This is a genomic window from Streptomyces sp. NBC_01197, from assembly GCF_036010505.1.
In the GTDB taxonomy this organism is placed as follows: domain Bacteria; phylum Actinomycetota; class Actinomycetes; order Streptomycetales; family Streptomycetaceae; genus Streptomyces.
Map to the genome: position 1 here is coordinate 7,230,693 of NZ_CP108569.1, position 26,590 is coordinate 7,257,282.

Here is a 26,590-nt window from a genome sequence, read left to right on the forward strand (position 1 = left end):
CGGTTGCGGATAGGATGGCACGACCGGGCCGCCACGTGAACCCCGTGATCGGTCACACTGCGGTCACATGGTCCGCAGGGGGCGTGCCGAGGGCCGGCCCGTACGGCGGCGACGGAGGGGGATCCGACGATGGCGACACTGGCTGATGTGGCCCGCGCGGCAGGCGTGTCCAAGGCCACGGCCTCCCGTGCGCTGATGCGTCCGGAGATGGTCGCCGAGTCCACCCTCCAGCGGGTGCGCGGCGCCGCTGAACGTCTCGGCTTCCACCCGAATCCGGCCGCCCGCGCCCTGACCACCGGGCGTACCGGCATGATCGGACTGATCGTACCGACCCTCGCCAACCCCTTCTTCGCACCGCTGGTCCTGGGCGCCCAGCAGGCAGCCGAGGAGACCGACAGCCATCTGCTGCTCACCGTCTCCGAGTACAGCGCCGAACGTGAGGCGGTGCTCGTCGACCGGATCTCCGAGCAGGTCGACGGCCTGATCATGGTCGCGCCCGTCGGCCCGGACGCGGCGCTGCGCGAGCGGGCCCGCCGCCGCCCGCTGGTCCTGGTCGACCGCCGCTCCGGCCGGCTGCCCGCCGTTGTCCTCGACACGGCATCCGGCACCTCCGCCCTGGTCCGGCATCTGCTCGACCTGGGGCACCGTGACATCGCGTATGTGTCGGGTCCTGCCGGTTCCTGGGCCGACGCGCGGCGGCGCGAGGCCATGGCGGAGCAGGCCGGGGCCGCCGGGGCGCGGCTGGTGGTGCTCGGGCCGCTGCCGCCCACCTTCGACGCGGGGATCGGGGCCGCCGCGGCGCTGCCGTCCGGGGCCACCGCGGTGATCGCGTACAACAGCTATCTGGCGCTCGGCCTGCTGCACGGCCTGAAGGCGGCCGGTGTCCGCGTTCCCGAGGATATGAGCCTGGCCGCGGCCGACGACCTCACGGCGCTCGGGGCGACCTCCCCGGCCGTCACCGCGCTGGGTGTCCCCGTCGGTGAGGCGGGAGCGCTCGCGGTGACCCGTCTCCTTGAGGTCTGCGCGGGCAGCCGCAGGACCGTCGTGACCGAGCTGCCGACCGTGCTCCACCGCCGGGCGTCGACGGCCCCGCCGGGGGGCCCGGCGGACGGGCCACGGTCGGACTGATCACGGTTCGGCTGATCATGGTCCGGGCTGATCAGAGTCCGGACCGATCGGGGTGCGGGGTGACCACGCTTCCGTCTGATCGCGGTTCGGCGGTGGCTCCGGCAGTGGCCGATGCGGCGGTGGATCCGCCAGTGCACGGTCCGGCGGTGGACGGTCTGATCGTCCGCATCCGGCCGAACGCGTAGACGCACCCGCCCAGCGCCAGGTCGGATAGCAGCATGAAGGCGATCGAGTAGGTGCCCTTTGCGCCGTGGACCGCACCCATGACCAGCGGCGGTACGAAGCCGCCCAGGCATCCCGCCGCCCCGACGATCCCGGTCACGCTGCCCACCCCCGTCCGAGGGATGACCTGGGAGACCAGGGCGAACACACTGCCGCTCGCCGAGCCGAGGCCCGCCGCCATGACGATGAGGCAGACGGTGCCGGTGGGGTTGAGCGGCGGATCGAAGGCCTGGATGATCGCCATCAGCGCGACCAGGGCGAAGGCGCCCGCGGTGACGACGGCGGGATGGATCAGGTCGGCGAGGCGTCCGCCGACGGGCCGGAAGATGACGGTGACCAGCGCGAAACCGGCGGCCTTGGTACCCGCGTCGGTCGGGGAGAGGCTGTACCAGGTATTCAGATACGTGGGCAGATAGACGCCGAACGCCACGACTCCGCCGAACCCGATCGCGTACAGAGCCGACAGCTCCCACGTCACCCGCAGCCGTCCGGCGCTGCCGAGCCGGGTGGCCAGTGGGGTGGTGGGTACCTGCCGGTCCGGATGGTCGGTGATCAGCAACGTGCCGAGCACGGCGAACACGGCCAGTGCGACGGCCATCGCGATGAACGGCAGGTTGACCCCGTGCTCGGCGATCCGCGTCGTGAAGCAGCCGGAGAGGGCGACTCCGCCCATGCCCATACCGAACACACCGAGCGCGAGTCCCCGTTGCGCGGGCGGGCGCCCGGCAGCGGTGCTGGGCGCCGTACCGGAATACGGATGGGGGGTCGGCCGTTGTACGATTCAGTTCAACATTCAACTACTAATAATCGAGCAGTCACAGCTTCGAGAGGTGAGCGCGATGCAGTTCGGAATCTTCACCGTCGGCGACGTCACGACCGACCCGACCACGGGGAAGGCGCCGTCCGAGCATGAGCGGATCAAGGCGATGGTCGCCATCGCGCTCAAGGCGGAGGAGGTCGGCCTGGACGTCTTCGCGACCGGCGAGCACCACAACCCGCCGTTCGTGCCGTCGTCGCCCACCACGCTGCTCGGTCATATCGCGGCCCGCACCGAGAACATCATCCTCTCCACCTCCACCACCCTCATCACGACGAACGACCCGGTGAAGATCGCCGAGGACTACGCGATGCTCCAGCATCTGGCCGACGGCCGCGTCGATCTGATGATGGGACGCGGGAACACCGGACCGGTCTACCCGTGGTTCGGTCAGGACATCCGGCAGGGGATCCCGCTCGCAGTGGAGAACTACGCACTGCTGCACGAACTGTGGCGCAACGACGTCGTGGACTGGGAGGGCAAGTTCCGTACGCCGCTGCAGAGTTTCACCGCCACCCCCCGCCCGCTCGACGGGGTGCCGCCGTTCGTCTGGCACGGTTCGATCCGCAGTCCGGAGATCGCCGAGCAGGCGGCGTACTACGGCGACGGCTTCTTCGCCAACAACATCTTCTGGCCGAAGGACCACTTCAAACGGCTGATCACGTTCTACCGGGAGCGCTTCGCCTTCTACGGGCACGGAACCCCACAGCAGGCGACGGTGGGCCTCGGCGGGCAGGTGTTCATGCGGAAGAACTCGCAGGACGCCGTACGCGAGTTCCGGCCGTACTTCGACAACGCGCCGGTGTACGGACACGGGCCCTCGCTGGAGGAGTTCACCGAGCAGACACCGCTGACCGTGGGGAGCCCGCAGGAGGTCATCGAGAAGACTCTGACGTTCCGGGACTCCTTCGGCGACTACCAGCGCCAGTTGTTCCTGATGGACCACGCGGGGCTGCCGCTGAAGACCGTCCTCGAACAGCTCGACATCCTCGGCGAGGAGGTTGTGCCGGTGCTGCGGAGGGAGTTCGCGAAGAACCGGCCGGCGGAGGTGCCGGACGGCCCCACCCACGCGGCTCTCGTGGCCGAGCGTGACCGAGGCCTGCGGGCCGGGACCGAGGAGGCAGTGGTATGACCGCGTTGAAACTGGTGGCCGTTTCGGCCGGTCTCGGTCGGCCGTCGTCGACCAGGCTGCTGGCCGACCGGCTGGCGGAGGCCACGGCCCGCGCGCTCGACGAAAACGACGTCGAGGTCCGGGTGGTCGAGATCCGCGATCTGGCGACCGCCATCGCCAACCACCTGGTGGCCGGGTTCCCGAACCCAGCCCTGCGCGATGCCATCGACGCGGTGACCGAGGCCGACGGCGTGATCGCGGTGACGCCGGTCTTCACCGCCTCGTACAGCGGGCTCTTCAAGTCGTTCTTCGACCTGGTCGACAACACGGCACTGGCCGGTACCCCGGTGCTCATCGCCGCGACCGGCGGCACCGCGCGCCACTCGCTCGTACTGGAACACGCGATGCGCCCGCTCTTCGCCTATCTGCGGGCACTGGTCGTCCCCACCGCCGTCTACGCCGCGTCCGAGGACTGGGGATCGGACGGCGACGGCGACACCGGGAGTCTTCCGGCCCGCATCGAGCGGGCCGGCCGGGAACTGGCCGCGCTGATGGCGGCCCGGTCCGCGCCGGCCGGGGCGGGGGATGCCTACGAGGACGTGGTGCCCTTCGCGGAGCAGCTGGCCGGTCTCCGCGCCGGCTGACCCTGTACGCCGGAGTCAGAGGCTGCGGTGTGCTGGGCCGATCGGGGGAAGGTGCCGGGCGGCGGAATAGGGGCCGGGCCGAGGGTGGTTGGAGCCTCCATGACCTCTGAGATCTCTGACCAGCACGCTCGTTTCGGCACCATCGGCATTTGGAGTGGAGCCCTGCACCCCGAGGATGCCGGCCGCCGCAGCGAGGTGTCCGACGCCGTGGCCGAGCTGGACGAGCTCGGCTACGGCACCCTGTGGATCGGTGGCAGCCCGTCCATGGAGGACGTGGTGCCCGTCGTCGACGCGGGGCGGCGCATCACCGTCGCGACCGGCATCCTGAGCATCTGGCAGCACAGCGCCACCGATGTCGCGGAGCAGGCCGCGCGGATCGAGAAGCGCCACCCCGGCCGGTTCGTGCTCGGGCTCGGCGTCAGCCACGACGCGCTCACCCCCCAGTACGCCCGCCCGTACTCGGAGATGGTCGCCTACCTCGACGCCCTGGACACCGCGCCCGACCCGGTGCCCGCCTCGCGCCGGGTGCTGGCCGCGCTCGGCCCGAAGATGCTGACGCTGGCGGCCGAACGTGCCGTGGGTGCCCATCCCTATCTGGTCACCGCCGAGCACACGGCGCAGGCGCGCGACGCCCTCGGCCCCGACGCCCTGCTCGCTCCCGAGCTGAAGGTCGTACTCGACACCGATCTCGACCGGGCGCGCACCGTCGCACGGGGCACGCTCGCGATGTATCTGCAACTCCCCAACTACACCAGCAATCTGTTGCGGCTCGGTTTCGAGGATGCGGACTTCGCCGATGGCGGCAGCAACCGGCTCCTTGACGCGCTGTTCGCACTGGGTGACCTGGAGACGGCGCGGGCCCGGGTGGACGAGTACCGCGCGGCGGGCGCCGACCACGTGGCGCTCCAGGTACTGACGGAGGACGACCGGCACAGCGGCCTGCCGCGCGCCGAGTGGCGCGAGCTGGCGTCGGCCTTCTCCCTCGGCTGACGGACGGCGTCCCGTCGGCTCCGTACCGCTGCCCCCTGACCCCGTACCTCTGAGCCACCTCTGAGTCCGCCTGCTCCGAACAGGCGATTCCCACCTTTTCGACGGCCCCGCGGCCCAGTCCGCGGGGCCGTCGCCGTTGTTCTGGTGAACTCGCCTCCAGCGACCGCCCATTGCGTTTCTGTCCGCCCGCTCCTAAGGTCTCGAACCACTGGACGCATGACGTCTGATGTCATGCATCGCACATCACTTGACCCCTTTAACCCACGTTGTCCTTAATCTCCCCATCGCACCGAGGAGCGTTCGAGCAGATGGCATTGACGTGGAGAGCACCAACGCCCCTGCGGAGACTGGCCGTTACGCTGCTTGCAGTGGTGGCGATCCTGGCCGCCGCCACCGTTGCGACGACGGGCCAGGCTGTGGCGGCGGACGGCACCCAGTCGGCCGTGGTCAGCCAGGACTGCACCAGCAGCCGGATCCGTGTATCGCTGCTCAACCCCACCACCGTGGCCACCACCTTCACGGTCACCTGGCCAGGCGACGGCACCTGGACCCGCGCGGTGGCCGCCGGTGACCGTACCGATCTGTACTTCTCCAAGCCCAGTGGCACGGACTACTCGTTCCGCACCACCACGCCCCAGGGGCTGGACAGGACCACAACAGGCACGCTGGACTGTGGCCGGTCCATGGCCGCGCAGATCAGCGCGGAGTGCCCGCGCGGCGCGGACGGTTCGCTGCCCGCGACCCACCGGCTGAAGCTCACCCTGGTCAACCGGTCCGACATGTCGAAGACCTTCACCGTTGCGTGGGCGGGACGCCCCGGCTCCCCCTGGACCCGTACCGTGGCGGCCCACGGCACGGACGACACGCTGTCCTGGACGGCGTCCGACGGAACCCCGTACCAAATCAGGACTTCTGCCCCCGGCTTCGACCGCACCGAGAGCGGGACCGTGCGCTGCGGGCTGTCCGCGGGTACGCCCGGCATGAACACCCAGACTCTCTTCGCGGCGCATACATCCACCAGCGCCGGAACCCAGATCGCGGGGCTGAACCGGGCCAAGGCGGACGGCAGCGGCTACGAGACCTACACCGGCACCGCCGCGTCGGTCCGTATCCCGGCGATGGCCGTCACCAACGACGGCACGGTCATCGCCATGGCCGACGCCCGCATCGACAGCTCGGGCGACCTGGGCGGCAGCAGCAACAACATCCAGGTGGCGATGCGCCGCAGCACCGACGGCGGCGCCACCTGGACCGGCGCATCGACCGTCGCGCACGCGGCCACCACCAGCGAGGGGTACGGCGACAGCAGCCTCCTGGTGGACCGTTCGGCCGGCCCGGGCGGCACGGTGTACGCGTTCGTCAACTACTCGCCCGCGCCCGGCGTCAGCTACGCGGGCTCGTCGGCGGGCTCGAACTCGGCGACCGACAGCACCGCCATGCACATCAGGGTGATCTCCTCCACTGACGACGGCGCCACCTGGAGCCGGCCGGTGGATCTGAATCCGCAGGTCAAGAACGTCAGGTGGGCCGGTATGTTCGCCTCTTCGGGCCATGGCATCCAGCTCTCCGACGGCCGTCTCGTCCAGCCGATCGTCTACAAGCAGGACGGGGCCGACCACGCGGGCAACATCTACTCCGACGACCACGGCGCCACCTGGCACGCCGGCGCCCCGGCGGCGACCGGCGTCAACGAGAACAAGGCGGTGCAGCGCGACAGCGGCCAGGTGGTGCAGAACCTCAGGTCGGACGGCGGAGGCAACCGCTGGTATGCCACCGCCGCGGACACGGCCACCGGCCGGAACGTCGCAGGCGCCTACGGGCCCGCCTGGAACTCCGGCCTGATCGACCCCGGTTGCAACGCCGATGAGATCTCGTACCTCAGGCCCACCGACGTCGGCGCTGGCGGATATCCCACCCGGACCCCCGTCACGGTGCAGAGCAACAACGCGTCGGCCGACCGCAGTGAGCTGACGGTGCGGGTGAGTGAGGACGACGGCGTGACGTGGCCACACCAGGTGCTGATCAAGTCGGGAGCGGCCGGCTACTCGACCACGGCGGTCCTCGGCAACGGTGTGATCGGCGACCTCTTCGAGATCGGCGACACCGGTGGCATCGTCTTCAGCAGCTTCACCCCCGGCTGGGCACGGCAGTCCTGACCGACCGGCCCCGGCCTGCTTCGGACCGGCGTACGAGTGGTGGGCGCCGAGGCAGGCCGAGGGGCCGGGCGCGGAGCGCCGGAGAGGCGGTTCAGGTGGCCGGGGCCGCCGCACGTGCCTCCTGTACCCGCCGCCTGACCGGTGCGTAGTGCTCCGTGATGGCGCGGGTGAAGGCGTCGACATCGCCGGCGCGGGCGGTGTCCACGATCCTGCGGTGGTTGGCCACGGTCTCGGCCTCGTCCTTGCTGGTGAACACCCCGAGATGCGGCACGACGATCGTGTAGACGTCCCAGAACGCGAGCGACAGCTGCCCGATCAGCTCGTTGCCGAGCGGTTCGACCAGCAGGGCGTGGAAGGCCCGGTCGGCTTCGACGAAGCCCGTGCCGCCGGCGTTTCCTGACCGCTCCATGTCGTCCACGATGCGGTAGAGGGTGCGTAGGTGGTCGCTGCCCAGGGAGGTGAGGATGCGCTCCGCCATCCCGCGCTCGAACAGTTCGCGTACATCCACCAGATCCGACATGACCTTGAAGTCGTCGTCGCGGCTGAGCAGTCCACGGAAGGTGAGCCCCTCCACCAGCGCGGAGAGACTGAGCCTGCCGACATAGGTGCCGTGGCCGTGCCGCACCTCGACGATGTCCAGCGCGTCGAGGGTCTTGACCGCCTCGCGCACACTCGACCGGCTCGCGCCGAGGGTGGCGCTCAGTTCGCTCTCGGTGGGCAGCGGGTCTCCCGGGCGAAGTTTGTTCTCCAGGATGTACCGCTTGATTCCCTCGCTGACCTCCTGCCTCAGCAGCGAACGCCCCCGGCGACCTTCCAGGATTTGTCGGCTCTCCACCCCTTGACCCCTCTCCTTGTCCCAGCTGCCCTTCATACGTTACCAGCCATCAGACATCAGACATCAGACGAGTTCTTTGCGGCCGTTGCCCTCGCTGTTCCGTCCTCCCTGTGCACCAGGAGGACCGCCGCGTTCCGGACACCGCGCTGACGTCTTACGGCGACCCGGACCTGGGCAGGATGATGGCCCCATGAGCGATCACGACGAGACCCCGGGCAGCCGGAGCGCTTTCGACGAGGAGGCACGACAGGTCCTCGCGACGGGCGCACGCGAGGAGAAGCTGCGCCGCCGCTACCCGATCGAATCGACGTCCTTCGAGCGGACCCGGATGGCGCCGTACACCGCGTACGCGGCGATGGTCCTCGAAGGTGCGGGCTGGCGGCAGATGTTCCCGGCCCAGCCGAGCGAGGACGAGGCGCGGCTCGATCTGGCCGCGGTCCTGCGCGGTACCACCGAGCACCCGCAGGTGGCGGCGGTCCGCTACGCGCAGGCGGCCGACGCCGTCGAGAACGGTGCGGACCAGGTCGTCCTCGGGGAGAGGGTCTACCGCATTGTGCGCGTCGAGCAGACCGTGGTCATGACGGAGTACGGGCCCGAGCCGCCCCAGGGGACGGACTGCCCCTTTCCTGAGGAGTTCGACGACCGGGAGTCCGAACACTGAGCGGTCATGTCCGCCAGACCGTGTCCGTCAGGCCGTGTTCGTCAGGGTCAGGCCAGTCCGTCAGGCCGTCGTCAGGCCGTGTTCGTCAGGCCAGTTCTGCGAGCGTGTTCCAGAACATCAGCTCGTAGCTCTGCAGCAGCCGCCCGTGCCGGCGGGCGGACGCGATGTCGAGACCGCCGTCGAGCCCGGCCTGGATGGCGTCCGCTGCCTGCGCTTCGAGACCGGGCGCGGGCTCGCCGAAGAAGTCGAAGAACCCGCAGCCCTCGTCGTCGAAGCCGTAGTGGGTGCGCAGCCTCTCCGCGATCGTCGCGCAGTAGCCACCCCAGGCGGCGAAGTTGGCGGTGAGTGCGAGGGCGGTCTCCGCCGGCGCACCGGTCAGCGCCAGCCTCGCCACGTATGAGGGATAGGCCTGGCAGCCGGCCGTCGGTTCGTACGCCGCCACGTCCGCGCTGTCGAGTCCGCACGCGGCGGTCAGCGCTTCGAGCCGCTCGGCCGCGGAGTTCTCCCCGCCCGCGAGGCCGGCGAAGAATACGGCACAGGCGTCCTCCCGGCGAGCGGCCGACCGCTCGGCCAGATACGCGAAGGAGCCCCGGTCGCTCGCGATGATGTGGTGCTGCTCCAGGGTGAGCGCCGACAGCGCGCGGAGGTCCGCGGTACCCGCTGCGATCAACGGGACGAGCCGGTTGTCCGCGGCGCCCGGAGCGAGCTCGGCCGTGGTGCTGCTGAGTACGTCGAGCGCTGTACGGTCCATTCCGGTCCCCTTCGTCATGGGTACGCGGTACCCGCCCAGAGTGTGTGCGGCACCTGTCGTGCGCAGCCCGGGCGGCGGTGCCATACTCGGAAATGTTCACTCGAACGGCTGTCCCTGTCCGAAAGGACGACGTGCCATGACCTGGGCTTCGTGGACCACCAGCGGAATCTTCGCGGGACCGGGCGGAGTCCGTACGGAAGAGGTCGGTGTGCTGACCGGCGACCTGACGGTGCACACCACGTGGTCGGAGGATCAGGCGTCCTTCGCCGTGCAGTACAGCGGGTCGTCGGACTGGTTCACCCTGGTCGGCAGCCCGGTGCCCTGCGGCTCGGAGCGAGCCAGCCGCGAACTCCACCAGATCGTCGTCGAGGCGGTCCGCAGCGGGGGCGGAGTCACGGCGGAGACCGTCCAGTACAACGCGGGGCCCTGGGCTCAGCAGTAGGGGTGGTGCCCGGCCGAGGCGATCAGCCGCGGGAGCCCGCCGTGCCGGCCGCGTCCGCCGCATCCGCCGTGTCGGTCGTCCGCGGGGCCGGCGGAGCGGTGTCCGGCGTGCCGCGGCGGAGCCGGCGTGCCAGCGGCTCGGTCCAGCGGGCGGTCAGCGGGCCGACGATGACCAGGATCAGGACGTACGCCGTGGCCAGCGGGCCGACGCGCGGCTCGACGCCGACCGCCAGACCCGCGATCACGATGGAGAACTCACCGCGCGCCACCAGCGTGCCGCCGGCCCGCCACCGTCCCGCGGTTCTGATCCCGGCCCGGCGGGCCGCGTACCAGCCGGTGGCGATCTTCGTCAGCACCGTCACGATCGCGAGGAGCAGCGCGGGGACGAGTACCGGCGGAATGTCGGCCGGGTTGGTGCTCAGCCCGAAGAAGACGAAGAAGACGGCTGCGAAGAGGTCCCGCAGCGGAGTCAGCAGGTTGTGCGCGCCTTCGGCGACCTCACCGGAGAGTGCGATGCCCACCAGGAACGCACCGACCGCCGCTGAGACCTGGAGCTGCTGCGCGATCCCGGCGACGAACAGCGTCAGCCCGAGGACCACGAGGAGCAGCATCTCCGGGTTGTCGGACGAGACCGCCCGGCTGATGAACCGGCCGTGGCGCAGCGCCACATAGAGGACCGCGCCGACCGTGCCGAGAGAGATCAGCAGGGTAAGGCTGCCCCCGGCCAGGCTGAGGCCGGCGAGCAGTGCGGTGAGCAGCGGCAGATAGACGGCCATCGCCAGGTCTTCGATGACCAGCACGCCGAGGACGACCGGTGTCTCCCGATTGCCGAGGCGGCCGAGATCCCCCAGCACCTTGGCGATCACTCCCGATGAGGAGATCCAGGTGACACCGGCCAGCGCGACGGCGGCGACCGGGCCCCAGCCGAGGATGAGCGCGGCGGCGGCGCCCGGGGTCGCGTTCAGTACGAAGTCGACGATTCCGGAGGGGTACTGCGTCTTGAGGTTCGTGACGAGTTCGGAGGCGCTGTACTCAAGCCCCAGCAGGAGCAGCAGCAGGATGACGCCGATCTCGGCGCCGGTGGCGGTGAACTCCTCGCTGGCGTCCAGCGGTATGAGGCCGCCGTGGCCGAATGCGAGTCCGGCCAGCAGGTACAGCGGAATGGGGGAGAAGCCGATGCGGCCGGCGAAGCGGCCCAGGAGGCCCAGGGCAAGGATGACCGCCCCGAGTTCGATGAGCAGCGCGGACATGTCGTGCACAGGCGTCTATCCTCCGGTGATCAGTTCCGCGACGGCGTCCACGTCTTCGCGGGTGCCGACGACAACGAGGATGTCGCCACTGGCGAAGCGGAAGTCCGGGGTGGGGGAGGGGAATGCGGTGGTCCGCCGCAGCACGGCGACGATGGAGGCGCCGGTCCTGGTGCGCGCCTGAGTGGAGCCGAGGACGCGCCCCGCGTACGGGGACTTCTTGGTGATCGCGATGCGTTCGCTCACCAGGTCGATCTCCAGGTGCTCGTACAGCTGGGCCACCGGCGCCGGTGTGAGGAGCCGGGACAGCGCGGCCGCTTCGTGCGAGGCGAGCGGCGTCGAGCTGCGGCAGCTGTCGTCGTCCTCGGGGTCGTGGAACGCGAGGATGCGCCGGCCGTCCTGATGTGCCACGACCGAAATGTGCTGTCCGGCATCGGTGTTGAGGTCGTACCTGGTTCCGACTCCGGGCAGGCCGGTTTTCCGGATGCGGGCGGCGGGTTCCATGGAAGGCTCCATCAAGGCATTCAGGGGTGGTGTGCGGGACGGTCGCCGAAGGCGCGGTACGACCGCGCTCGGTCTCGGCGGACTCGGTCCGGTGGGCGGCCGGTAGCTCTGCTCATACTCTAGCGCAGGTCAAGTAATGGTAAATAGCGCGACCTTTATGGGGTAATTCCTGGCTTTTATGCCCGATTGTCAGGGAGGTGGGACCGGTGACCGCGCTCTCCGCCGGCGCCCTGGCCGAGGCCGTCCGGTGAGGGTGCGGTGCCGGACCCGCCGTTGTTGCTGGCATGATCGGGGGCATGGCTGAACGCGTTATCGCCGCGTGTGACGGGGCGTCGAAAGGAAATCCGGGACCTGCCGCATGGGCCTGGGTCATTGCCGACGAGGCGGGGGTACCGGTCCGCTGGGAGGCGGGTCCGCTGGGCACGGCGACCAACAACGTGGCCGAACTGACGGCTCTGGAGAGCCTGTTGGCCGCAGTGGACCCCGGCGTCGGGATGGAGATCCGGATGGACTCCCAGTACGCGATGAAGGCGGTCACGACCTGGCTGCCCGGCTGGAAGCGCAAGGGCTGGAAGACGTCGGCCGGCAAACCGGTCGCGAACCAGGAACTCGTGATGCGGATCGACGAGCTGCTCACCGGCCGTACCGTCGAGTTCCGCTACGTCCCCGCGCACCAGGTCAACGGTGACCCGCTCAACGACTTCGCCGACCGGGCCGCCAGCCAGGCCGCGATCGTGCAGCAGGCCGCGGGCAGCCACCTCGGCTCCCCGCAGCCGCCCGCCGCGCCCGACGCCGTCCGTACCGGCGGGGCGTCCCGGCGTCCGCCCGGGAGCGCCACGAAGGCCGGACCGTCGGCGAAGCGCACCTCATCGCGGACGCTGAACGCGAAGTTCCCCGGCCGCTGCCGCTGTGGGCGCTCCTACGCGACCGGTGAGCCCATCGCCAAGAACGCGGACGGCTGGGGCCACCCCGACTGCCGCACGGCGGACGGCGCCGGAGCGTAGGACTCATCGGGCAGCCCCCGCCCGCGACCGCCCGGCCGCGAACCGCCGTGCCCAGCCGTCCGGACCGGCCGTCCGGTTCAGCCGGCGGGCGAGTACGAGTAGACCGTCGTTGACACGATGCAGGCGCCCGGCTGGACCACCTCCGCGCGCAGGACGGACGTCCTCGGGTCGTAGTCGACGCCCTCGGACTCGAAGGTCCCGGAGCAGATGCTGCGCCGGGGGAGCTGGAGCAGCGTCGTCACCCGGCCGGTGACCGCCGTGCCGTCCAGCGCGTGCGGGAGGTCGACCTGGAGCAGGTCCTTGGCCTCGTCGTCGGAGACGCACACCAGCCGGGTGTCCGACACGAAGTCGCAGCCCTGGATGTCGCTCACCGTGCGGTCCAGTGAGATCTGCCCGGCCTGCGGGAGCGCCCCGCCCGTGGGCGGAGTGGCGTGATTCAGCAGCGGAGCCGGGAAGACCTGGAGGCGGTCCTGGTCCCCCCACTCCCCGGAGACCATCCACTGCGAGTCCGGAGAGACCGCGGCGAAGGAGTTGTTGAGCTTCTCGCCCGGGTCGAGCTGGTGGACGTACTCGTACCGCTTCCCGCCGGGGGTCGTCACCGCGTACATCTTCGATGTCGCGTCGTCCCCGCCCTGGTAGGCGTCGAAGACATCACCGTCGGCGATGTCCGGGTCGCCCACATGGTTCCAGCCCTTGGCGCGCAGATCCAGCGGCACCGACGCGAGCCCGCGGAAGAGCAGCGAGCCTTCCGCCCGGCTGGCGATGCCCTCGCCTCCGGTCAGTGAGCCGGTGTAGGAGGTGCCCGACTCGGTCCAGCCGCCCGGGGAGGCGGTCGCGCTGGGCAGGAACGCGACGGAGAGCGCTATGGCACCCGTCAGAACGGCGGCAACGCGGAGCGTCTTGATGGGCACTGATCCTCCGTCGGTTCGGCAGCGGGAGGCGAAGCGTAGACCGGATGCCCGTACGAACGCACCACAGCGGCCCGGCAGTTCCGCGCCGATGGCCGGAATGTGACGTAGCCGCGCGCCCGGCCGCCGCTAATCGGCGGGCTCGGCGGTCCAGGAGACCAGCGGGGGCCGCACCGAACCGCAGAGCGGCTGCCCCTGGCCGTCCGTGAGCCGCAGCCGGGCGGTGAGACGGCCGGACCGTACCGCCGCGTCGAGCACTTGGGGGCTGACGGCGTCCAGCATCAGTTTGGCGCGCCGGAACATGGTGGCGGTGCCGTCCTCGTCCGCGGTCGTCCAGGACAGATAGACGAAGCGTCCGCCGAAGCGGTCCTGGATGTACGGACCGGAGACGACGGTGCCGTCGGGCCCCGGCTCCGTCGTGCACTCCAGCGTCCACCGGGCCGACGGCAGGTCGCCGACGTGCGGGGCCGCCACTTCCTGGGGGCGGTCCTTGGCCTGGACGCCGACGTGGATGTCGACTGCGTCGGCGAAGGCGGAACTGGTGCGGCCGGGGAGGCCGGAGGCTTCGATACGGAGCTGCATACACCCATTGTCCAGGGCCGGGGCGTTCAGCGGATCCGCACACGCTCGTTCCGTCTTCTTCACACGCCGGACCGGGGGCCGTGGCAGTGTCCTGTGAACCGTTCATGACATCAACCACGTGCTACCGCGCGCCAGTTGGAGAGGACACCCCACATGTCCCGTCTTACAGCGACGAGATGGATGACCGCCGCGGCCCTCGCGGCGGTCGCCGCACTGAGCGTGGCACCCCCCGCGCCGGCGGCAGCCCGCCCGGCTCACGGCCCGGTCCCCTCCCCGGCTGCGACGGCCTCCCGGGTGCTGGACGATTCGTACTACACGGGCGCCGAGGGCAAGACCGGTGCGGCGCTGAAGAGCGCGCTCCACACGATCATCAGCAAGCAGTCGACGGTCAGCTACGCCCAGGTCTGGAACGCGCTGGAGGTCACCGACCAGGACCCGGCCGACTCCTCCGACGTGATCGAGCTGTACACCGGGAAGTCCGTACCCAAGTCGAGCAGCGGCGGCAGCGCGGGGGACTGGAACCGCGAGCACGTATGGGCCAAGTCGCACGGGGACTTCGGTACGGCCACCGGACCGGGCACCGATCTCCACCATCTGCGGCCCGCGGACGTCGCGGTGAACGGTGTCCGGGGGAACAAGGACTTCGACGACGGCGGCACGGCGGTCGCCGGAGCCCCCGGCAACTACACCGACTCGGACTCCTTCGAGCCCCGCGACGCGGTCAAGGGGGATGTCGCCCGAATGATCCTCTACATGGCCGTGCGGTACGACGGCGGTGACGGGTTCCCGGACCTGGAGCCGAACGACAAGGTCGACAACGGATCGGCGCCGGCCATCGGCCGGATCAGCGTGCTCACGAAGTGGAGCGACGAGGACCCGCCCGACGCGTTCGAGAAGCACCGCAACGACGTGATCTACAGCGACTACCAGCACAACCGCAACCCGTTCATCGACCACCCCGAGTGGGTCGACTCGATCTGGTAGACGCGTCTCGTGCGGAGGGCGAGCCCGGGTCCTGGGGCCACCCTCCGCCGTACCGCTTCCGAGGCGGGCCGGGGCTCAGGGGTTCAGAAGGCTCCGGGCTCAGGGGTTCAGGGGGCTCTCCCCGTCTCCGTCTCCCTTGGAGGTGTGGGCGATGCACTCGACGTCGATCTGGTCGGCGAGTTTCGCCAGTTCGATGGTGAGAGCGGCCACGGTGTCCTCGTCGGCGTTCGACGCGTCGTCGCGTACTGCCTGGAGCCAGCCCGCCCCGAGCGTCCGCAGCATGTGGCTCACGTCGGCGGCTGCCACATGCAGCACGCCCTGTTCGTCGGGGACCAGGGCCAGCATGACGTCACGGTTCAAGTCTCTCCGCCTCCAGTGTCTGCGGAATGCTCCGCGATGCGACTCTAATGACACCTTGCGCCCTCACGCGGGACATGAGGTCCATGCCCTCCGCGAGCGCGGGCGATGCACGAGGTATCCGCATCCGTCGTGTGCCCGCTTCCGGCCCTGCCCACCCGCACGATCGGTGCGGCGCGCGGAGTGGAAGGGCTGGCCGGACCTCACCGCCGCTCGGCGCGGCGGCGCCGGATGACGGCTATGTCGACGGCCGACACGGCGGTGAAGAGAGCGCAGATGGCCGCGAGAACCACCAGCACGGCTGTGCCCGGAGATCCCGCGGGGCGCGCGGAGGCCGCCCACAGCGAAAGGAGCGCCGCCCCCGCGGCGAACAGCGGAAGGGCGATGACGGAGAGCACCAGACGGGCGCCCAGTGCGCTGTAGGCGGTCAGCGGTTCGGTCCCGGTCCTGACCCAGTGGGGGCCCGAGAACACTGAATGCGAGTGCGGGGCGGGTCCGCCGTGGCCTGCGCCCAGCGCGGCACGGTGGGACATGAGGAACCCCTTCCCGGCTGCGGCCACCGGGAACGCGGGCGGCCGCGCACCTGATCACACGGATCCTGTACCACCCAGTGTGCTCCGCCCGCGCGGCTTCCGGCCAGATCCGGACGGGGCTCCCCAAGGGGGCGGGAACGAGACGAGCTCCCAGCGGGCCGAGGCCCTAGCGGATGCGTCCCACCGCGGCGTAGATCCCGCTGTCCTCCGCTTCCGGGGCGGCCGTGCCCTTGAACCACTCGGTCGCGGTCACCAGGCCGGGCTCGACGAGATCGATTCCGTCGAAGAACCGGGCCACCTCGGCCCGGGTGCGGAAGCCGAGCCGGATGCCGCCCTTCGCGTACTGCGCCGTGACCATGGCCGCCAGTTCCTCGTACCGGTCCGAAGCGGCGTGGGACAGCACCAGGCAGCTGCCCGGCGGCAGTGTCTCCACCAGGGAGCCGACGATGCCGTACGGGTCCTGGTCGTCGGGCACGAAGTGCATCAGAGCGATCAGGGAGAGCGCGATCGGCCGGTCGAAGTCCAGGAACTTCCTGGCGTGATCGATGATCGTCCGAGGCTCGCGCACATCCGCCTGGATGTAGTCGGTCGCGCCCTCCGGGCTGCTGACCAGCAGAGCTTCCGCGTGCCGCAGGACGATGGGGTCGTTGTCCGTGTAGACGATCCGCGCCGACGGCACGGACTGCTGGACGATCTGGTGCAGGTTGGGCCGGGTCGGGATGCCGGTGCCTATGTCGAGGAACTGGTCGATGCCGCTGCCCGCCAGCCACGCGGCGGCGCGGTTCATGAACGCGCGGTTCTGCCGGGCGGCGTCCTTCGCCTCGGGCGGAAGGCTCTCGCCGACCTGCTGGTCGACGGGGTAGTTGTCCTTGCCGCCCAGCAGCCAGTCGTAGACCCGCGCGGGGTGCGGCTTGCTCGTGTCGATCCGGGGGGCGGGTGCGGCTGCCGTCATGGCGGGCTCCGTTGTGCGAGGAGTGGACGGGGCAGGCCCCTGGGTGCGGTCGGGGGAGAGGCGACTGCCGCACTGCCGCAGTCCACCGCACCCCGGCCGACCAGCGCCTTGTCGGCGCAGTCTGCCACAGCAACTCGCCGCGCAGCACACGGCATTGGCCCTCGCAAAACTGACGGGATGAGGGGGGAGAAGGCGGACCGGGCCCGGCAGGTCCGGTCCGCCTTTCGCGCGGGTCAGTGGTCGTGACCGCCGTGCTCGGACATCCCCCCCATATGAGCCGGAGCCGTCGTGCGAGACCGCGCCCCGACGGTGAACTCAGCTGTGTGGACCTTAGGCCGTCTGACGGCCGTCCGGCGGACCGACGGACCTGTGGCCTGGGGCTCCGGGGTGGACGTGACAGGATGTCTCCATGTCTACCAACGTTTTCTTCGACATCACCATCAAGGGCGAGGCCGCGGGAAGGATCGTCTTCGAGCTCTTCGACGGCGTCGTTCCCAAGACCGCGCAGAACTTCCGCGAGCTCGCCACCGGCGAGCACGGCTTCGGCTACGCCGGCTCCGCCTTCCACCGCGTCATCCCGGACTTCATGCTCCAGGGCGGTGACTTCACCAGGGGTGACGGCACCGGCGGCAAGAGCATCTACGGCGAGAAGTTCGCCGACGAGAACTTCACGCTGAAGCACGAGCGTCCGTACCTGCTGTCGATGGCCAACGCCGGCCCGAACACCAACGGCTCGCAGTTCTTCATCACCACCGTGGTGACCCCGTGGCTGGACGGCAAGCACGTCGTCTTCGGCGAGGTCATCGAGGGCCAGGACCTCGTGAAGAAGATCGAGTCGCTGGGGTCCCGCTCCGGCGGCACCAGCGCGAAGATCGAGATCGCGGCTTCCGGAGTCGTCGAGAAGTAAGCCCCACGGGGTCCCTTCCTGGATCTTTTCGGGGCCTTTTCGGGCATGGGCCGGAGATGTCCGGGTGCTTCCGCCACCGCCGCCACTGCGAGCGGTCGCGGAGCCCCGGACTCCGGTCGTGCCTTCTGAGGCTTCACCCACCCGGCGCGGCCAGCACCCGTGCCCGGCAGGCGGACGGTGAGCCCCAGGCCGAGCGCAGGGCGCGGGCCTTGCGGATCCACAGCGACAGGTCGTACTCGGCGGTGTAGCCGATGGCGCCGTGCAGCTGCAGTGCGGTACGGGCCGCCGCGTAAGCCGCATCGCCCGCCGCCACCTTCGCAGCCGCGACCTCGGCCCCCGCGTCCGGCGACTTGCCCGCCAGGGCCACCGCCGCACCGTGCACCAGCGGGCGCGCGAACTCCAGCCCGATCAGAGCGTCGGCCAGCCGGTGCTTCACGGCCTGGAAAGCACCGATGGTGGTGGAGAACTGCGTGCGCTGCTTGGCGTAGGCCACGGTCCGCTCGACCAGTGCGAGGCCGACTCCCAGTGCCTGGGCCGCGGTTGCGAACGCCGCCCAGTCGGCGGCCGTACGGGTGGCCGCGCCGACGTCCGCGCCAGATACGAGCGGGACGCCACCGGCGATGTGCGGGACCGCCAGCCGCCGGGCCGGATCGATCGAGGGCTGGACGGTGCCGTGTCCGGACGCCGTGTGCAGCTCCGTCTCTCCCTGTCCCACCACGAAGGTGACGTCGGCGGTGTCCATGTCCAGGGCGTACGGCCCGCCCGCCGGCATGGCCAGCGACGCCATCGCCTGTCCCGACGCCAGCCGCGGCAGCCACCGCTGCGCGGCCGAGGTGTCCAGGCACTCCGCCGGCCCGCCGAGAAGCACGGCCGCCGCTACGGTCTCCACCAGCGGTCCCGGCACGGCGTGCCGCCCCAGCTCGATGAAGGACACGGCGAGTTCCACGGGCAGCGGGCCCATGCCCTCGTACTCCTCGGGTACGGCAAGGGCGAAGACCCCCGCGTCGGCGATCCGCTTCCACAGCGCGCGGCCGGGACCGGTGTCGCCCCCGCCCCAGGCCCGCACCGCAGCCGGGGCGCCGGCCGATGTGAGCATCCGGTCCAACGTCCGGCCGAACTCGGCCTGTTCGTCGTCGAGAAGGAATTTCATGACCGGCGTCCCTTCGGCAGGCCCAGCAGCCGCTCGGCGATGATGTCGCGCTGGATCTCGTTGGTCCCCGCGTAGATGGGTCCCGCCAGCGAGAAGATGTAGCCGTCGGCCCAGCCGCCCTCGGCGGGTGCGTCCGCCGCCTCGTCCGACAGCTCGCCGCGCGGGCCGAGCAGGTCGAGCGCCGTCTCGTGCAGGCCGATGTCCAGCTCCGACCAGAAGACCTTGTTCAGGCTGGACTCGGCACCGATGGAGCCGCCGGCCGCGATCCGTGAGGCGTTGGCGTACGTGAACAGCTGATAGGCGCGCGAGCGGATCACGGCGTCGGCGACCCGGTCGCGCAGCGTGGTGTCGTCCGGGCCGGCCTCGGCGCGCCACAGCGCGGTGAGCCGTTCGGCCGCCGCGGTGAAGCGTCCCGGGCTGCGCAGCGTCAGGCCGCGTTCGTTGCCCGCGGTGCTCATCGCGGCCTGCCAGCCGCAGCCCGGCTCACCGATGACGTCGGCGTCGGGCACGAAGACGTCGTCGAGGAAGAGCTCGGCGAAGGCCGGTTTGCCGTCCAGGCGTCCGACGGGCCGTACGGTCACGCCGTCGGCGTCCAGCGGGAACATCAGATACGTGAGACCGCGGTGCGGCCGGTCCGCGTCCGGGTCGCTGCGGAAGAGCCCGAAGGCCCGGTCGGCGAAGGCGGCCCGCGACGACCACGCCTTCTGCCCGTTGAGCAGCCAGCCGTCCGCCGTCCGGGTCGCGGTGGAGCGCAGCGAGGCCAGATCGGACCCGGACTCCGGCTCGGACCAGGCCTGCGCCCAGATCACCTCACCGCTCGCCATGGCGGGCAGGATCCGGCCGCACTGCTCGGGGGTGCCGTGCTCGAAGAGGGTGGGGGCGAGGAGGTTGATGCCGTTCTGGCTGACGCGGCCGGGCGCGCCCGCCGCGAAGTACTCCTCCTCGAAGATCAGCCACTGCAGGATCGAGGCATCCCGGCCGCCGTGCCGGGCGGGCCAGGAGACCACCGACCAGCGGTCGGCCGACAGGGTGCGTTCCCAGGCGCGGTGGGCCGCGAAGCCCTCGGCGGTCTCCAGCGATGGCAGGGGCGAGGCGGGAATGTGCGCGGCGAGCCAGTCGCGCGCCTCGGCGCGGAAGGCGTCCTCGGCGGCGGTGAAGTCGAGATCCATCAGCGTCCTGCCTTCTTCATCGCGCCGATGTCCATCCCGCCGAGAGAGTCCGCCGCCGTCTCGGCGTTGTGCGCGTGGGCGAGATGGTGGAGGCCGAACACCGAGTCGAGACCGGTGTGCAGGCCCTGCAGATCCTCGGCCTGGTTGACCGCGCGCTTAGTCAGGGCCAGTCCCATCCGGGGCATCTCGGCGATACGGACGGCGAGTTCACGGGTACGGTCGGTGAGCTCGGCGGCGGGGACGACGCGGTTGACCATGCCGACCTCGTAGGCGCGCTGCGCGCTCATCCGGTCACCGGTGAAGAGGAACTCCTTGGCGATCCGCGGGGGCATCACCCAGGGGTGGGCGAAGTACTCGACACCGGGGATCCCCATCCGTACGACCGGATCAGCGAAGAACGCGTCGTCGGCGGCGACGATGAGGTCGCAGATCCAGGCGAGCATCAGCCCGCCCGCCACACACGCGCCCTGCACGGAGGCGATCAGCGGCTTCGGCAGCTCGCGCCACCGCCGGCACATACCCAGATAGACCTCGGACTCCCGGGCGAAACGGCTCTCGGCGCCCGTCTTGTCCGAGTGGTCCCACCAGAGTCCCGCTCTGCGGTCGAAGGGGAGGTGCGCGTCGCGCTCCGGGGTCCCGATGTCGTGCCCCGCGGAGAAGTGCCGGCCGGCACCCGCCAGGACAACGGCCTTGACCTCGCTGTCGTCGGCCGCGCGGTAGAAGGCGCGGTCGAGCGCGTGGGTCATCGCGGAGTTCTGGGCGTTGCGGTAGTCAGGGCGGTTCATGGTGACGAGGGCTACGGGGCCCTGCCGCTCGTAGCGCACCACGGGCTCTTCGTGGTCGGCGGTCATCGACGGCTCCCTCTCTAGCGACGATTCTTCCCTAACAAGTGTTTGGTAGGTTAACCTAAGGCCATGAGCAGCGTCGAGGAATCCGGCACCGGGACCACCCGGCAGCGGACCGCATCGCGAGGTGGACAACCGTGAACAAGCCCCCGCAGTACCTCCCCGGGCACCAGCTGCTCGCCGGCCGCACCGCAGTGATCACCGCGGCCGCCGGCGCGGGGATCGGCGGCGCCACCGCGCGCCGGTTCCTGGAGGAGGACGCCCGCGTCGTACTCGGCGACAGCCACGCCCGCCGCCTGGACGAGACCGTCGGGGCGCTGGCGGAGGAGTTCGGCGCGGACCGGGTCGCCGGCGCCGCGTGCGACGTCACCGACGAGGAGCAGGTGGGCGCCCTCCTCGACCTGGCCGAGGAACGGCACGGCCGGCTCGATCTCGTCGTCAACAACGCGGGGCTCGGCGGAACGGCCGAGCTGACCGAGATGACCGACGCCCAGTGGGACAAGGTCATCGACGTCACCCTGAACGGGACCTTCCGGTGCACCCGCGCCGCACTGCGCCGGATGAAGGCCTCCGGCGGCGGAGGAGTCGTCGTCAACAACGCCTCCGTCGTCGGCTGGCGCGCCCAGCGCGGACAGGCCCACTACGCGGCCGCGAAGGCCGGCGTGATGGCGCTCACCCGCTGCGCCGCCGTGGAGGCCGCCGAGTACGGCGTACGCGTCAATGCCGTCTCACCCAGCCTGGCCATGCACCCGCACCTGGTGAAGGTCACCACGCCCGAGCTGCTCGAACAGCTCACCGAGGCCGAGGCTTTCGGCCGGTACGCCGAGCCGTGGGAGATCGCCAACGTCATCGTCTTCCTGGCCAGCGGCTACTCCTCGTACATGACCGGCGAGACCGTGTCGGTCAGCAGCCAGCACGCGTGAGCGGGGAACGACAATGGGTCTGTGCCTACAGCCAAGAACGCGCCGGCCGACAACGCGCCGGCCCAGAACGCGACCGCAGCCAAGAAGAAGACCGCGATGAGTCCCTCGCCCGCGCGGCGCAGGGAACTGCTCGCCACCGCCGCCGAGGTGTTCGCGGCCCAGGGCTACAACGCCACCACGGTGCGGAAGATCGCGGACGAGGCCGGGATCCTGGCCGGCAGCCTCTACTACCACTTCGACTCCAAGGAGTCGATGCTCGATGAAATCCTGACCACGTTCCTGGACGAGCTGTGGGCGCGCTACGACTCCGTACTCGCCTCCGGTCTCGGCCCCAGGGAGACCATCGAAGCCCTTGTGACCGAGTCCTTCCGGGAGATCGACCGGCACCGTGCCGCAGTCGCCATCTACCAGAAGGAATCCAAGTACCTCTCCGTGCAGCCGCGCTTCGGCTATCTCGCCGACTCGCAGGAGAAGTACGAGAAGGCCTGGCTCGGAACGCTCGAACGCGGCGTCTCCGAGGGGGTCTTCCGCAGCGACCTCGACGTCCGCCTCACCTACCGCTTCGTGCGCGACACCGTCTGGGTCGCCGCGAGCTGGTACCGGCCGGGCGGACAGCACAGCCCGGAGGAGATCGCCCGCCAGTACCTCGCGATGGTGCTGGAAGGCATCGCGTCCGGGCCGCACCAGCAAACGTAGACCGACCGCCGGTTGCCGGACGGTCGGAACCCCAGCAGGTTCCCCATGGAGGAGCAGTCATGGCCGAGGCCTACATAGTCGAAGCGGTACGCACCCCGGTCGGGCGGCGCAAGGGCGGGCTCAGCGCCGTCCACCCGGCCGACCTCGGCGCGCATGTGCTCCGGGCGCTCGTCGAGCGCTCCGGTATCGACCCGTCCGCCGTCGAGGACGTCGTGTTCGGCTGCCTGGACACGGTCGGCCCGCAGGCCGGGGACATCGCCCGGACGAGCTGGCTGGCCGCCGGGCTCCCCGAGGAGGTGCCCGGGGTGACCGTCGACCGGCAGTGCGGCTCCTCCCAGCAGGCCGTGCACTTCGCCGCCCAGGGGGTGCTGTCCGGCACCCAGGACCTCGTCGTCGCGGGCGGCACCCAGAACATGTCGATGATCCCCATCGCCTTCGCCAGCCGGCAGGCAGCCGAGCCGCTGGGGCTGACCGAAGGACCGTACGCCGGTTCGGAGGGCTGGCGGGCTCGCTACGGTGAGCAGCCGGTCAACCAGTTCCACGGCGCCGAGCTGATCGCCGAGAAGTGGGGCATCTCCCGTACCGACATGGAGGAGTTCGCGCTCCGCTCGCACCAGCGCGCGCTCCGGGCCATCGACGAAGGGCGCTTCGCACGCGAGACGGTCGCCTACGGGGACGTCACCACCGACGAGGGGCCGCGCCGGGACACCTCGCTGGAGAAGATGGCCGGACTGAAGCCGGTTGTCGAAGGAGGCCGGCTCACCGCGGGCGTCTCGTCCCAGGTCTCCGACGGGGCGTCGGCCATGCTGCTCGCATCCGAACGGGCCGTACGCGAACACGGGCTGACGCCCCGGGCCCGGATCCACCACCTCTCGGTACGCGGTGAGGACCCGATCCGGATGCTGTCCGCGCCCATCCCGGCGACGGCGTACGCGCTGAAGAAGGCGGGCATGTCCATCGACGACATCGACCTCGTCGAGATCAACGAGGCGTTCGCGCCGGTGGTGCTGGCCTGGCTGAAGGAGACCGGCGCAGATCCGGAGAAGGTCAACGTCAACGGCGGCGCCATCGCACTGGGCCACCCGCTCGGGGCGACCGGCACCAAGCTGATGACGACGCTCCTGCACGAACTGGAGCGCACCGGCGGGCGCTACGGCCTCCAGACCATGTGCGAGGGCGGCGGCCAGGCCAACGTCACCGTCATCGAGCGCCTCTGACAGGTCTTCCGCACAACGGCCGTGCCGTTCCCGACACCTGGGAGTGCCGGGAACGGCACGGCCGTTGTGCGTCCCGGCGTTCTCAGCCGCTCACGGCGGACGCCCCCGGGACGGCGACTCCCGCCTCCAGGGCGGCCAGCGACCGGAGTGTCCCGTGGGCCTCGGACATGATCCGGCCGACGAGTTCGGCGCAGGACGGCAGATCGTCGATCAGACCGGCGACCTGGCCGGACGCCATCACCCCCAGATCGGGGCGGCCGTCCACCATCGACGCCTTGAGCATCATCGGCGTGTTGGCGGCCAGCAGAACCTGACTCCAGGTCAGGTCCTTGCCGTGCTTCATGGCCAGACCGTCGCGGACCATCTCCACCCAGCCGAGACCGGAGTGCGCCTTGAACCCGGCGGCGTGCCGCAGCGCCCGCAGCAGCGCCGCGGGCCGCCCCGAGCGTTCCAGCGAGGCGACCAGCGGGGTACGGAGCATCCGGTGCGGCAGCCCGTCGACCTTGGTGGTGACGGTGATGTCCTTGACGCCCGCCGCGAGATACTCCGCCTTCACCGCGTCCGGCACCGTGCTGTCCGAAGTGAGCAGGAAACGGGTGCCCATGGCGACGCCCGCCGCGCCCTGGGCGAGCGCGGCCACCAGACCGCGGCCGTCACGGAAACCGCCCGCCGCCACGACCGGGATGTCCACCGCGTCGACGACCTGCGGAAGCAGCACCGTGGTGGCGACCTCACCGGTGTGCCCGCCGCCCTCGCCGCCCTGCACGATGACCGCGTCGGCGCCCCACGCGGCCACCTTCTCGGCGTGCCGGCGCGCACCGATGGACGGGATCACCACGACGCCCGCGTCCTTCAGCCTGCCGATCAGCGTCTCGGAAGGGGCGAGCGCGAAGGACGCCACCCGCACGCCCTCCTCGATGATGAGGGCCACCCGGTCCGCTGCGTCGCCCGCGTCGGCCCGGAGATTGACGCCGAAGGGCTGGTCCGTACGCGATCTGACCTCGCGCACCGCCGCGCGCAGCTGCTCCAGCGTCATGGTCGCGGAGGCCAGGATGCCCAGCGCCCCCGCGTTGGCCGACGCCGACACCAGACGGGGCCCCGCCACCCACCCCATGCCGGTCTGCACGACCGGATGGCGCACGCCGACCAGCTCGGTGAGCGGGGTGGAGAGCGTGGCGGCCGGGCCCGTACCGCCGCTGTCCCCGGTCACGTCCGCACCTCGCGGTCGCGAAGTCCCGCAGGGTCGATGACCGTACGGATCAGCCGGAGTTCCTCCGCGCTCGGCTCGCGGGTACGGGGCACGTCGTCGGCGACCGCGAGCGGGAACCCGGTGGCCTCGCGCACCTGTGCCGCGCTCACCCCGGGGTGCAGCGAGCGTACGCGCAGCGTCCGGTCCGGCGTCTCGAAGTCCAGCACGGCCAGATCGGTGACGACGCGGCGCAGCTGGTGGAAACGGGTGGCCGAAGGGCCCGCTGCGGCGGCACGGTCGTAGCCGACACCGCTGACCATGTCGACCTTGTCGACGAACACCCGGGTGGAGTGCCGCGGCACCCAGTAACTCGTCGGGTTGTTGATGGTGTTGACCGGGCCGCCGCGCACACCGAGCAGCTGCCTGGTGGGCTGCTTCCAGTCGCCGATGCAGCTGATGTTCTGGTTGCCGTGCCGGTCGAGCTGGCTGGCGCCCATCATCACGTGCCGCTTGCCGCCGGTCACCATGGAGAGGTGCCGCCGGTAGGGCAGCCAGCCCTCGATGACCTCCGGCGTGGCGCCGATGGCGGGGACATCGCCGATCACCAGCGCCTCGCCGTCGGTGAGCAGCAGATCGGGGGAGAAGGTCAGCCGGGCGAGCCGGGCACCGACGGAGGGCACGGTACCCATCGGGCTGGCCAGGATCTCGCCGTCCCCCCGCCAGGCCTCGGCGCAGGCGATGACGCAGTACTCGGCGCGGGTGACATCGCTCCGCTCATCGGCGGTGGCGTCCTGTGTACTCATGCGCCCTCCTCGGCGAACGCCGCGACCGCGGCCTGATAGGTGTCCTCGTCCCCGGACAGGAAGCGGGCGGTGAACTCCCGCCAGGCGTCCGGGTCCGCGGCGGCCTTGGCGTACGCGGCCTGGAACGGCTCGTCGCGTCCGTAGTCCGGCACGCAGGAGGTGAAGTGCGCCCCGTTCGGGGTCTCGACGACCCCGGTCACCGACTGCCGCCCGACCAGCAGGGTCTGCGGCGCACCCGCAGCGGTGAACTCCGTACTGGGCACGATGCGTTCACAGGAGACGTACGCATCGGTCGCCGCGTCGCAGAAGAGGTCGTCGAAGTACGGGTCGGGGCCCAGGTACTGGCCGTTGCCCCGCGCGTCGGCCCGGTTGACGTGGACGAGCGCGGCGTCCATCCGCAGGGCCGGCACGGCGACCAGTTCCTCGCCGTCCGCGTACGGCGAAGTGACCGTGCGCAGCTCCGGGTTGACCCGCATCACGTCCGAGCCGAGACCGGCCCGTACCGGTAGGAACGGCAGCCGGTGGGTGGCCGCGGTCAGCCCCCACATGAACATCGACTCGTCCAGCTCGGTCAGCTCGAAGTCACCGCGCTGGCGCGCCGCACGGAAGTGCGGTTCCAGCGGGATGGAGTCGAGCGTGGCGAAGGCGGCCACCAGCTTGCGGATCTTCCCGGCGGCGGCCAGCAGGCCCACGTCGGGGCCGCCGTACGAGATGACGGTCAGGTCGGTGACGTCCGACCGCAGCAGGGCCCGGACGAGCGCCATCGGCTTGCGCCGGGAGCCCCAGCCGCCGATCCCGATCGTCATGCCGCTGCGCAGCCGGCCGGCGACCTCGTCCGGCGTCATGATCTTTCCGGTCTGCCCG

At 70.8% G+C, this 26,590-nt stretch carries 28 protein-coding genes and 1 pseudogene; 13 read left to right on the forward strand and 16 right to left on the reverse strand.

Features of this window, described 5'->3' with window-relative positions:
• Positions 1-129 precede the first annotated feature (129 nt).
• On the forward strand, positions 130-1,128 hold the full coding sequence (locus tag OG452_RS33215; protein WP_327299249.1) for a LacI family DNA-binding transcriptional regulator: 999 nt from the start codon (positions 130-132) through the stop codon (positions 1,126-1,128).
• Between the two features lie 154 nt (positions 1,129-1,282).
• Here OG452_RS33215 and OG452_RS33220 read toward each other — a convergent pair.
• Positions 1,283-2,068 (reverse strand): annotated as a pseudogene (locus OG452_RS33220) (MFS transporter); the annotation flags it as partial.
• A gap of 121 nt (positions 2,069-2,189) precedes the next feature.
• Here OG452_RS33220 and OG452_RS33225 point away from each other — a divergent pair.
• The 4 genes from OG452_RS33225 (at position 2,190) to OG452_RS33240 (ending at position 7,068) form a co-directional block, all read left to right on the forward strand.
• Positions 2,190-3,299, forward strand: a complete 1,110-nt coding sequence (locus OG452_RS33225) for an LLM class flavin-dependent oxidoreductase (protein WP_327299250.1) — start codon at positions 2,190-2,192, stop codon at positions 3,297-3,299.
• Positions 3,296-3,922, forward strand: a complete 627-nt coding sequence (locus OG452_RS33230; protein WP_327299251.1) for an FMN reductase — start codon at positions 3,296-3,298, stop codon at positions 3,920-3,922. The genes OG452_RS33225 and OG452_RS33230 overlap by 4 nt, the downstream gene beginning before the upstream one ends.
• Before the next feature lie 99 nt (positions 3,923-4,021).
• Positions 4,022-4,912 (forward strand): LLM class F420-dependent oxidoreductase, encoded by an 891-nt coding sequence (locus OG452_RS33235; RefSeq protein ID WP_327299252.1) that lies wholly within the window; start codon positions 4,022-4,024, stop codon positions 4,910-4,912.
• A gap of 368 nt (positions 4,913-5,280) precedes the next feature.
• Positions 5,281-7,068, forward strand: coding sequence for a sialidase family protein (locus OG452_RS33240; RefSeq protein ID WP_327299253.1), 1,788 nt, complete (start codon positions 5,281-5,283; stop codon positions 7,066-7,068).
• Positions 7,069-7,159: 91 nt separating this feature from the next.
• Here the strand turns inward: OG452_RS33240 and OG452_RS33245 are convergent, their stop codons facing one another.
• Positions 7,160-7,885: a FadR/GntR family transcriptional regulator gene (locus tag OG452_RS33245; protein ID WP_327299862.1), complete on the reverse strand. Its 726-nt coding sequence runs from the start codon at positions 7,883-7,885 to the stop codon at positions 7,160-7,162.
• A gap of 208 nt (positions 7,886-8,093) precedes the next feature.
• On the opposite strand from OG452_RS33245, the gene OG452_RS33250 reads away from it, so the two are divergent.
• Positions 8,094-8,564, forward strand: a complete 471-nt coding sequence (locus OG452_RS33250) for a DUF5954 family protein (RefSeq protein WP_327299254.1) — start codon at positions 8,094-8,096, stop codon at positions 8,562-8,564.
• 85 nt (positions 8,565-8,649) lie between these two features.
• Here the strand turns inward: OG452_RS33250 and OG452_RS33255 are convergent, their stop codons facing one another.
• On the reverse strand, positions 8,650-9,315 hold the full coding sequence (locus tag OG452_RS33255) for a transcriptional regulator (protein WP_327299255.1): 666 nt from the start codon (positions 9,313-9,315) through the stop codon (positions 8,650-8,652).
• Positions 9,316-9,451: 136 nt separating this feature from the next.
• On the opposite strand from OG452_RS33255, the gene OG452_RS33260 reads away from it, so the two are divergent.
• Complete coding sequence (locus OG452_RS33260) at positions 9,452-9,757, forward strand: hypothetical protein (RefSeq protein WP_327299256.1); 306 nt, start codon at positions 9,452-9,454, stop codon at positions 9,755-9,757.
• A gap of 22 nt (positions 9,758-9,779) precedes the next feature.
• On the opposite strand, the gene OG452_RS33265 is transcribed toward OG452_RS33260, so the two are convergent.
• Together OG452_RS33265 and OG452_RS33270 are read right to left on the reverse strand one after the other, a co-directional pair.
• Positions 9,780-11,006 (reverse strand): cation:proton antiporter, encoded by a 1,227-nt coding sequence (locus OG452_RS33265; RefSeq protein ID WP_405565222.1) that lies wholly within the window; start codon positions 11,004-11,006, stop codon positions 9,780-9,782.
• A gap of 15 nt (positions 11,007-11,021) precedes the next feature.
• Positions 11,022-11,507, reverse strand: a complete 486-nt coding sequence (locus OG452_RS33270) for a cation:proton antiporter regulatory subunit (RefSeq protein WP_327299258.1) — start codon at positions 11,505-11,507, stop codon at positions 11,022-11,024.
• 284 nt (positions 11,508-11,791) lie between these two features.
• Here OG452_RS33270 and OG452_RS33275 point away from each other — a divergent pair, with 284 nt between their 5' ends.
• Complete coding sequence (locus tag OG452_RS33275) at positions 11,792-12,511, forward strand: ribonuclease H family protein (protein WP_327299259.1); 720 nt, start codon at positions 11,792-11,794, stop codon at positions 12,509-12,511.
• A gap of 77 nt (positions 12,512-12,588) precedes the next feature.
• Here OG452_RS33275 and OG452_RS33280 read toward each other — a convergent pair whose 3' ends face one another.
• A complete protein-coding gene (locus OG452_RS33280; RefSeq protein ID WP_327299260.1) occupies positions 12,589-13,422 on the reverse strand; it encodes a hypothetical protein in 834 nt (277 codons plus the stop codon).
• 126 nt (positions 13,423-13,548) lie between these two features.
• Positions 13,549-14,001, reverse strand: a complete 453-nt coding sequence (locus OG452_RS33285; protein WP_327299261.1) for a DUF5990 family protein — start codon at positions 13,999-14,001, stop codon at positions 13,549-13,551.
• Positions 14,002-14,154: 153 nt separating this feature from the next.
• Here OG452_RS33285 and OG452_RS33290 point away from each other — a divergent pair, with 153 nt between their 5' ends.
• On the forward strand, positions 14,155-14,985 hold the full coding sequence (locus OG452_RS33290) for an endonuclease I family protein (protein WP_405559662.1): 831 nt from the start codon (positions 14,155-14,157) through the stop codon (positions 14,983-14,985).
• A 99-nt stretch (positions 14,986-15,084) separates the two neighbouring features.
• On the opposite strand, the gene OG452_RS33295 is transcribed toward OG452_RS33290, so the two are convergent.
• The 3 genes from OG452_RS33295 to OG452_RS33305 all read right to left on the reverse strand — a co-directional run bounded on the left by OG452_RS33295 (position 15,085) and on the right by OG452_RS33305 (position 16,827).
• Positions 15,085-15,345, reverse strand: a complete 261-nt coding sequence (locus OG452_RS33295) for a DUF6213 family protein (RefSeq protein WP_327299262.1) — start codon at positions 15,343-15,345, stop codon at positions 15,085-15,087.
• A 200-nt stretch (positions 15,346-15,545) separates the two neighbouring features.
• Positions 15,546-15,875 (reverse strand): hypothetical protein, encoded by a 330-nt coding sequence (locus OG452_RS33300; RefSeq protein ID WP_327299263.1) that lies wholly within the window; start codon positions 15,873-15,875, stop codon positions 15,546-15,548.
• 166 nt (positions 15,876-16,041) lie between these two features.
• Positions 16,042-16,827 (reverse strand): SAM-dependent methyltransferase, encoded by a 786-nt coding sequence (locus OG452_RS33305; RefSeq protein ID WP_327299264.1) that lies wholly within the window; start codon positions 16,825-16,827, stop codon positions 16,042-16,044.
• Between the two features lie 409 nt (positions 16,828-17,236).
• On the opposite strand from OG452_RS33305, the gene OG452_RS33310 reads away from it, so the two are divergent.
• Positions 17,237-17,734, forward strand: a complete 498-nt coding sequence (locus OG452_RS33310; protein WP_327299265.1) for a peptidylprolyl isomerase — start codon at positions 17,237-17,239, stop codon at positions 17,732-17,734.
• Positions 17,735-17,867: 133 nt separating this feature from the next.
• Here the strand turns inward: OG452_RS33310 and OG452_RS33315 are convergent, their stop codons facing one another.
• The 3 genes from OG452_RS33315 to OG452_RS33325 are packed head-to-tail and all read right to left on the reverse strand — an operon-like array spanning position 17,868 to position 20,904.
• Positions 17,868-18,884: an acyl-CoA dehydrogenase family protein gene (locus tag OG452_RS33315; RefSeq protein ID WP_327299266.1), complete on the reverse strand. Its 1,017-nt coding sequence runs from the start codon at positions 18,882-18,884 to the stop codon at positions 17,868-17,870.
• Positions 18,881-20,053, reverse strand: a complete 1,173-nt coding sequence (locus OG452_RS33320; protein WP_327299267.1) for an acyl-CoA dehydrogenase family protein — start codon at positions 20,051-20,053, stop codon at positions 18,881-18,883. Before OG452_RS33320 ends, OG452_RS33315 begins: the two co-directional genes overlap by 4 nt.
• Positions 20,053-20,904 (reverse strand): enoyl-CoA hydratase, encoded by an 852-nt coding sequence (locus OG452_RS33325; protein ID WP_327299268.1) that lies wholly within the window; start codon positions 20,902-20,904, stop codon positions 20,053-20,055. The genes OG452_RS33320 and OG452_RS33325 overlap by 1 nt, the downstream gene beginning before the upstream one ends.
• Positions 20,905-21,035: 131 nt before the next feature.
• Here OG452_RS33325 and OG452_RS33330 point away from each other — a divergent pair, with 131 nt between their 5' ends.
• From OG452_RS33330 to OG452_RS33340, 3 genes are all read left to right on the forward strand, one after another.
• A complete protein-coding gene (locus tag OG452_RS33330) occupies positions 21,036-21,821 on the forward strand; it encodes an SDR family oxidoreductase (protein WP_327299269.1) in 786 nt (261 codons plus the stop codon).
• A 96-nt stretch (positions 21,822-21,917) separates the two neighbouring features.
• The gene (locus OG452_RS33335) at positions 21,918-22,517 is read left to right on the forward strand and encodes a TetR/AcrR family transcriptional regulator (RefSeq protein WP_327299864.1); all 600 of its coding nucleotides are present in this window, start codon (positions 21,918-21,920) and stop codon (positions 22,515-22,517) included.
• Positions 22,518-22,576: 59 nt separating this feature from the next.
• Positions 22,577-23,734, forward strand: a complete 1,158-nt coding sequence (locus tag OG452_RS33340; protein WP_327299270.1) for an acetyl-CoA C-acetyltransferase — start codon at positions 22,577-22,579, stop codon at positions 23,732-23,734.
• Between the two features lie 82 nt (positions 23,735-23,816).
• Here OG452_RS33340 and OG452_RS33345 read toward each other — a convergent pair whose 3' ends face one another.
• The 3 genes from OG452_RS33345 to OG452_RS33355 are packed head-to-tail and all read right to left on the reverse strand — an operon-like array spanning position 23,817 to position 26,571.
• The gene (locus OG452_RS33345; protein ID WP_327299271.1) at positions 23,817-24,944 is read right to left on the reverse strand and encodes an NAD(P)H-dependent flavin oxidoreductase; all 1,128 of its coding nucleotides are present in this window, start codon (positions 24,942-24,944) and stop codon (positions 23,817-23,819) included.
• On the reverse strand, positions 24,941-25,726 hold the full coding sequence (locus tag OG452_RS33350) for a CoA-transferase subunit beta (protein ID WP_327299272.1): 786 nt from the start codon (positions 25,724-25,726) through the stop codon (positions 24,941-24,943). Before OG452_RS33350 ends, OG452_RS33345 begins: the two co-directional genes overlap by 4 nt.
• The gene (locus OG452_RS33355; protein ID WP_327299865.1) at positions 25,723-26,571 is read right to left on the reverse strand and encodes a CoA transferase subunit A; all 849 of its coding nucleotides are present in this window, start codon (positions 26,569-26,571) and stop codon (positions 25,723-25,725) included. Before OG452_RS33355 ends, OG452_RS33350 begins: the two co-directional genes overlap by 4 nt.
• Positions 26,572-26,590 lie beyond the last annotated feature (19 nt).

What these genes read in the sequence shown, in the direction of transcription:
- OG452_RS33215 (WP_327299249.1), top strand. Translation starts at nt 130, where the DNA reads ATGGCGACACTGGCTGATGTGGCCCGCGCGGCAGGCGTGTCCAAGGCC.
- OG452_RS33225 (WP_327299250.1), top strand. Translation starts at nt 2,190, where the DNA reads ATGCAGTTCGGAATCTTCACCGTCGGCGACGTCACGACCGACCCGACC.
- OG452_RS33230 (WP_327299251.1), top strand. Translation starts at nt 3,296, where the DNA reads ATGACCGCGTTGAAACTGGTGGCCGTTTCGGCCGGTCTCGGTCGGCCG.
- OG452_RS33235 (WP_327299252.1), top strand. Translation starts at nt 4,022, where the DNA reads ATGACCTCTGAGATCTCTGACCAGCACGCTCGTTTCGGCACCATCGGC.
- OG452_RS33250 (WP_327299254.1), top strand. Translation starts at nt 8,094, where the DNA reads ATGAGCGATCACGACGAGACCCCGGGCAGCCGGAGCGCTTTCGACGAG.
- OG452_RS33255 (WP_327299255.1), bottom strand. Translation starts at nt 9,315, where the DNA reads ATGGACCGTACAGCGCTCGACGTACTCAGCAGCACCACGGCCGAGCTC.
- OG452_RS33260 (WP_327299256.1), top strand. Translation starts at nt 9,452, where the DNA reads ATGACCTGGGCTTCGTGGACCACCAGCGGAATCTTCGCGGGACCGGGC.
- OG452_RS33265 (WP_405565222.1), bottom strand. Translation starts at nt 11,006, where the DNA reads ATGTCCGCGCTGCTCATCGAACTCGGGGCGGTCATCCTTGCCCTGGGC.
- OG452_RS33270 (WP_327299258.1), bottom strand. Translation starts at nt 11,507, where the DNA reads ATGGAACCCGCCGCCCGCATCCGGAAAACCGGCCTGCCCGGAGTCGGA.
- OG452_RS33275 (WP_327299259.1), top strand. Translation starts at nt 11,792, where the DNA reads ATGATCGGGGGCATGGCTGAACGCGTTATCGCCGCGTGTGACGGGGCG.
- OG452_RS33285 (WP_327299261.1), bottom strand. Translation starts at nt 14,001, where the DNA reads ATGCAGCTCCGTATCGAAGCCTCCGGCCTCCCCGGCCGCACCAGTTCC.
- OG452_RS33290 (WP_405559662.1), top strand. Translation starts at nt 14,155, where the DNA reads ATGTCCCGTCTTACAGCGACGAGATGGATGACCGCCGCGGCCCTCGCG.
- OG452_RS33300 (WP_327299263.1), bottom strand. Translation starts at nt 15,875, where the DNA reads ATGTCCCACCGTGCCGCGCTGGGCGCAGGCCACGGCGGACCCGCCCCG.
- OG452_RS33305 (WP_327299264.1), bottom strand. Translation starts at nt 16,827, where the DNA reads ATGACGGCAGCCGCACCCGCCCCCCGGATCGACACGAGCAAGCCGCAC.
- OG452_RS33310 (WP_327299265.1), top strand. Translation starts at nt 17,237, where the DNA reads ATGTCTACCAACGTTTTCTTCGACATCACCATCAAGGGCGAGGCCGCG.
- OG452_RS33315 (WP_327299266.1), bottom strand. Translation starts at nt 18,884, where the DNA reads ATGAAATTCCTTCTCGACGACGAACAGGCCGAGTTCGGCCGGACGTTG.
- OG452_RS33320 (WP_327299267.1), bottom strand. Translation starts at nt 20,053, where the DNA reads ATGGATCTCGACTTCACCGCCGCCGAGGACGCCTTCCGCGCCGAGGCG.
- OG452_RS33325 (WP_327299268.1), bottom strand. Translation starts at nt 20,904, where the DNA reads ATGACCGCCGACCACGAAGAGCCCGTGGTGCGCTACGAGCGGCAGGGC.
- OG452_RS33335 (WP_327299864.1), top strand. Translation starts at nt 21,918, where the DNA reads ATGAGTCCCTCGCCCGCGCGGCGCAGGGAACTGCTCGCCACCGCCGCC.
- OG452_RS33340 (WP_327299270.1), top strand. Translation starts at nt 22,577, where the DNA reads ATGGCCGAGGCCTACATAGTCGAAGCGGTACGCACCCCGGTCGGGCGG.
- OG452_RS33350 (WP_327299272.1), bottom strand. Translation starts at nt 25,726, where the DNA reads ATGAGTACACAGGACGCCACCGCCGATGAGCGGAGCGATGTCACCCGC.
- OG452_RS33355 (WP_327299865.1), bottom strand. Translation starts at nt 26,571, where the DNA reads ATGACGCCGGACGAGGTCGCCGGCCGGCTGCGCAGCGGCATGACGATC.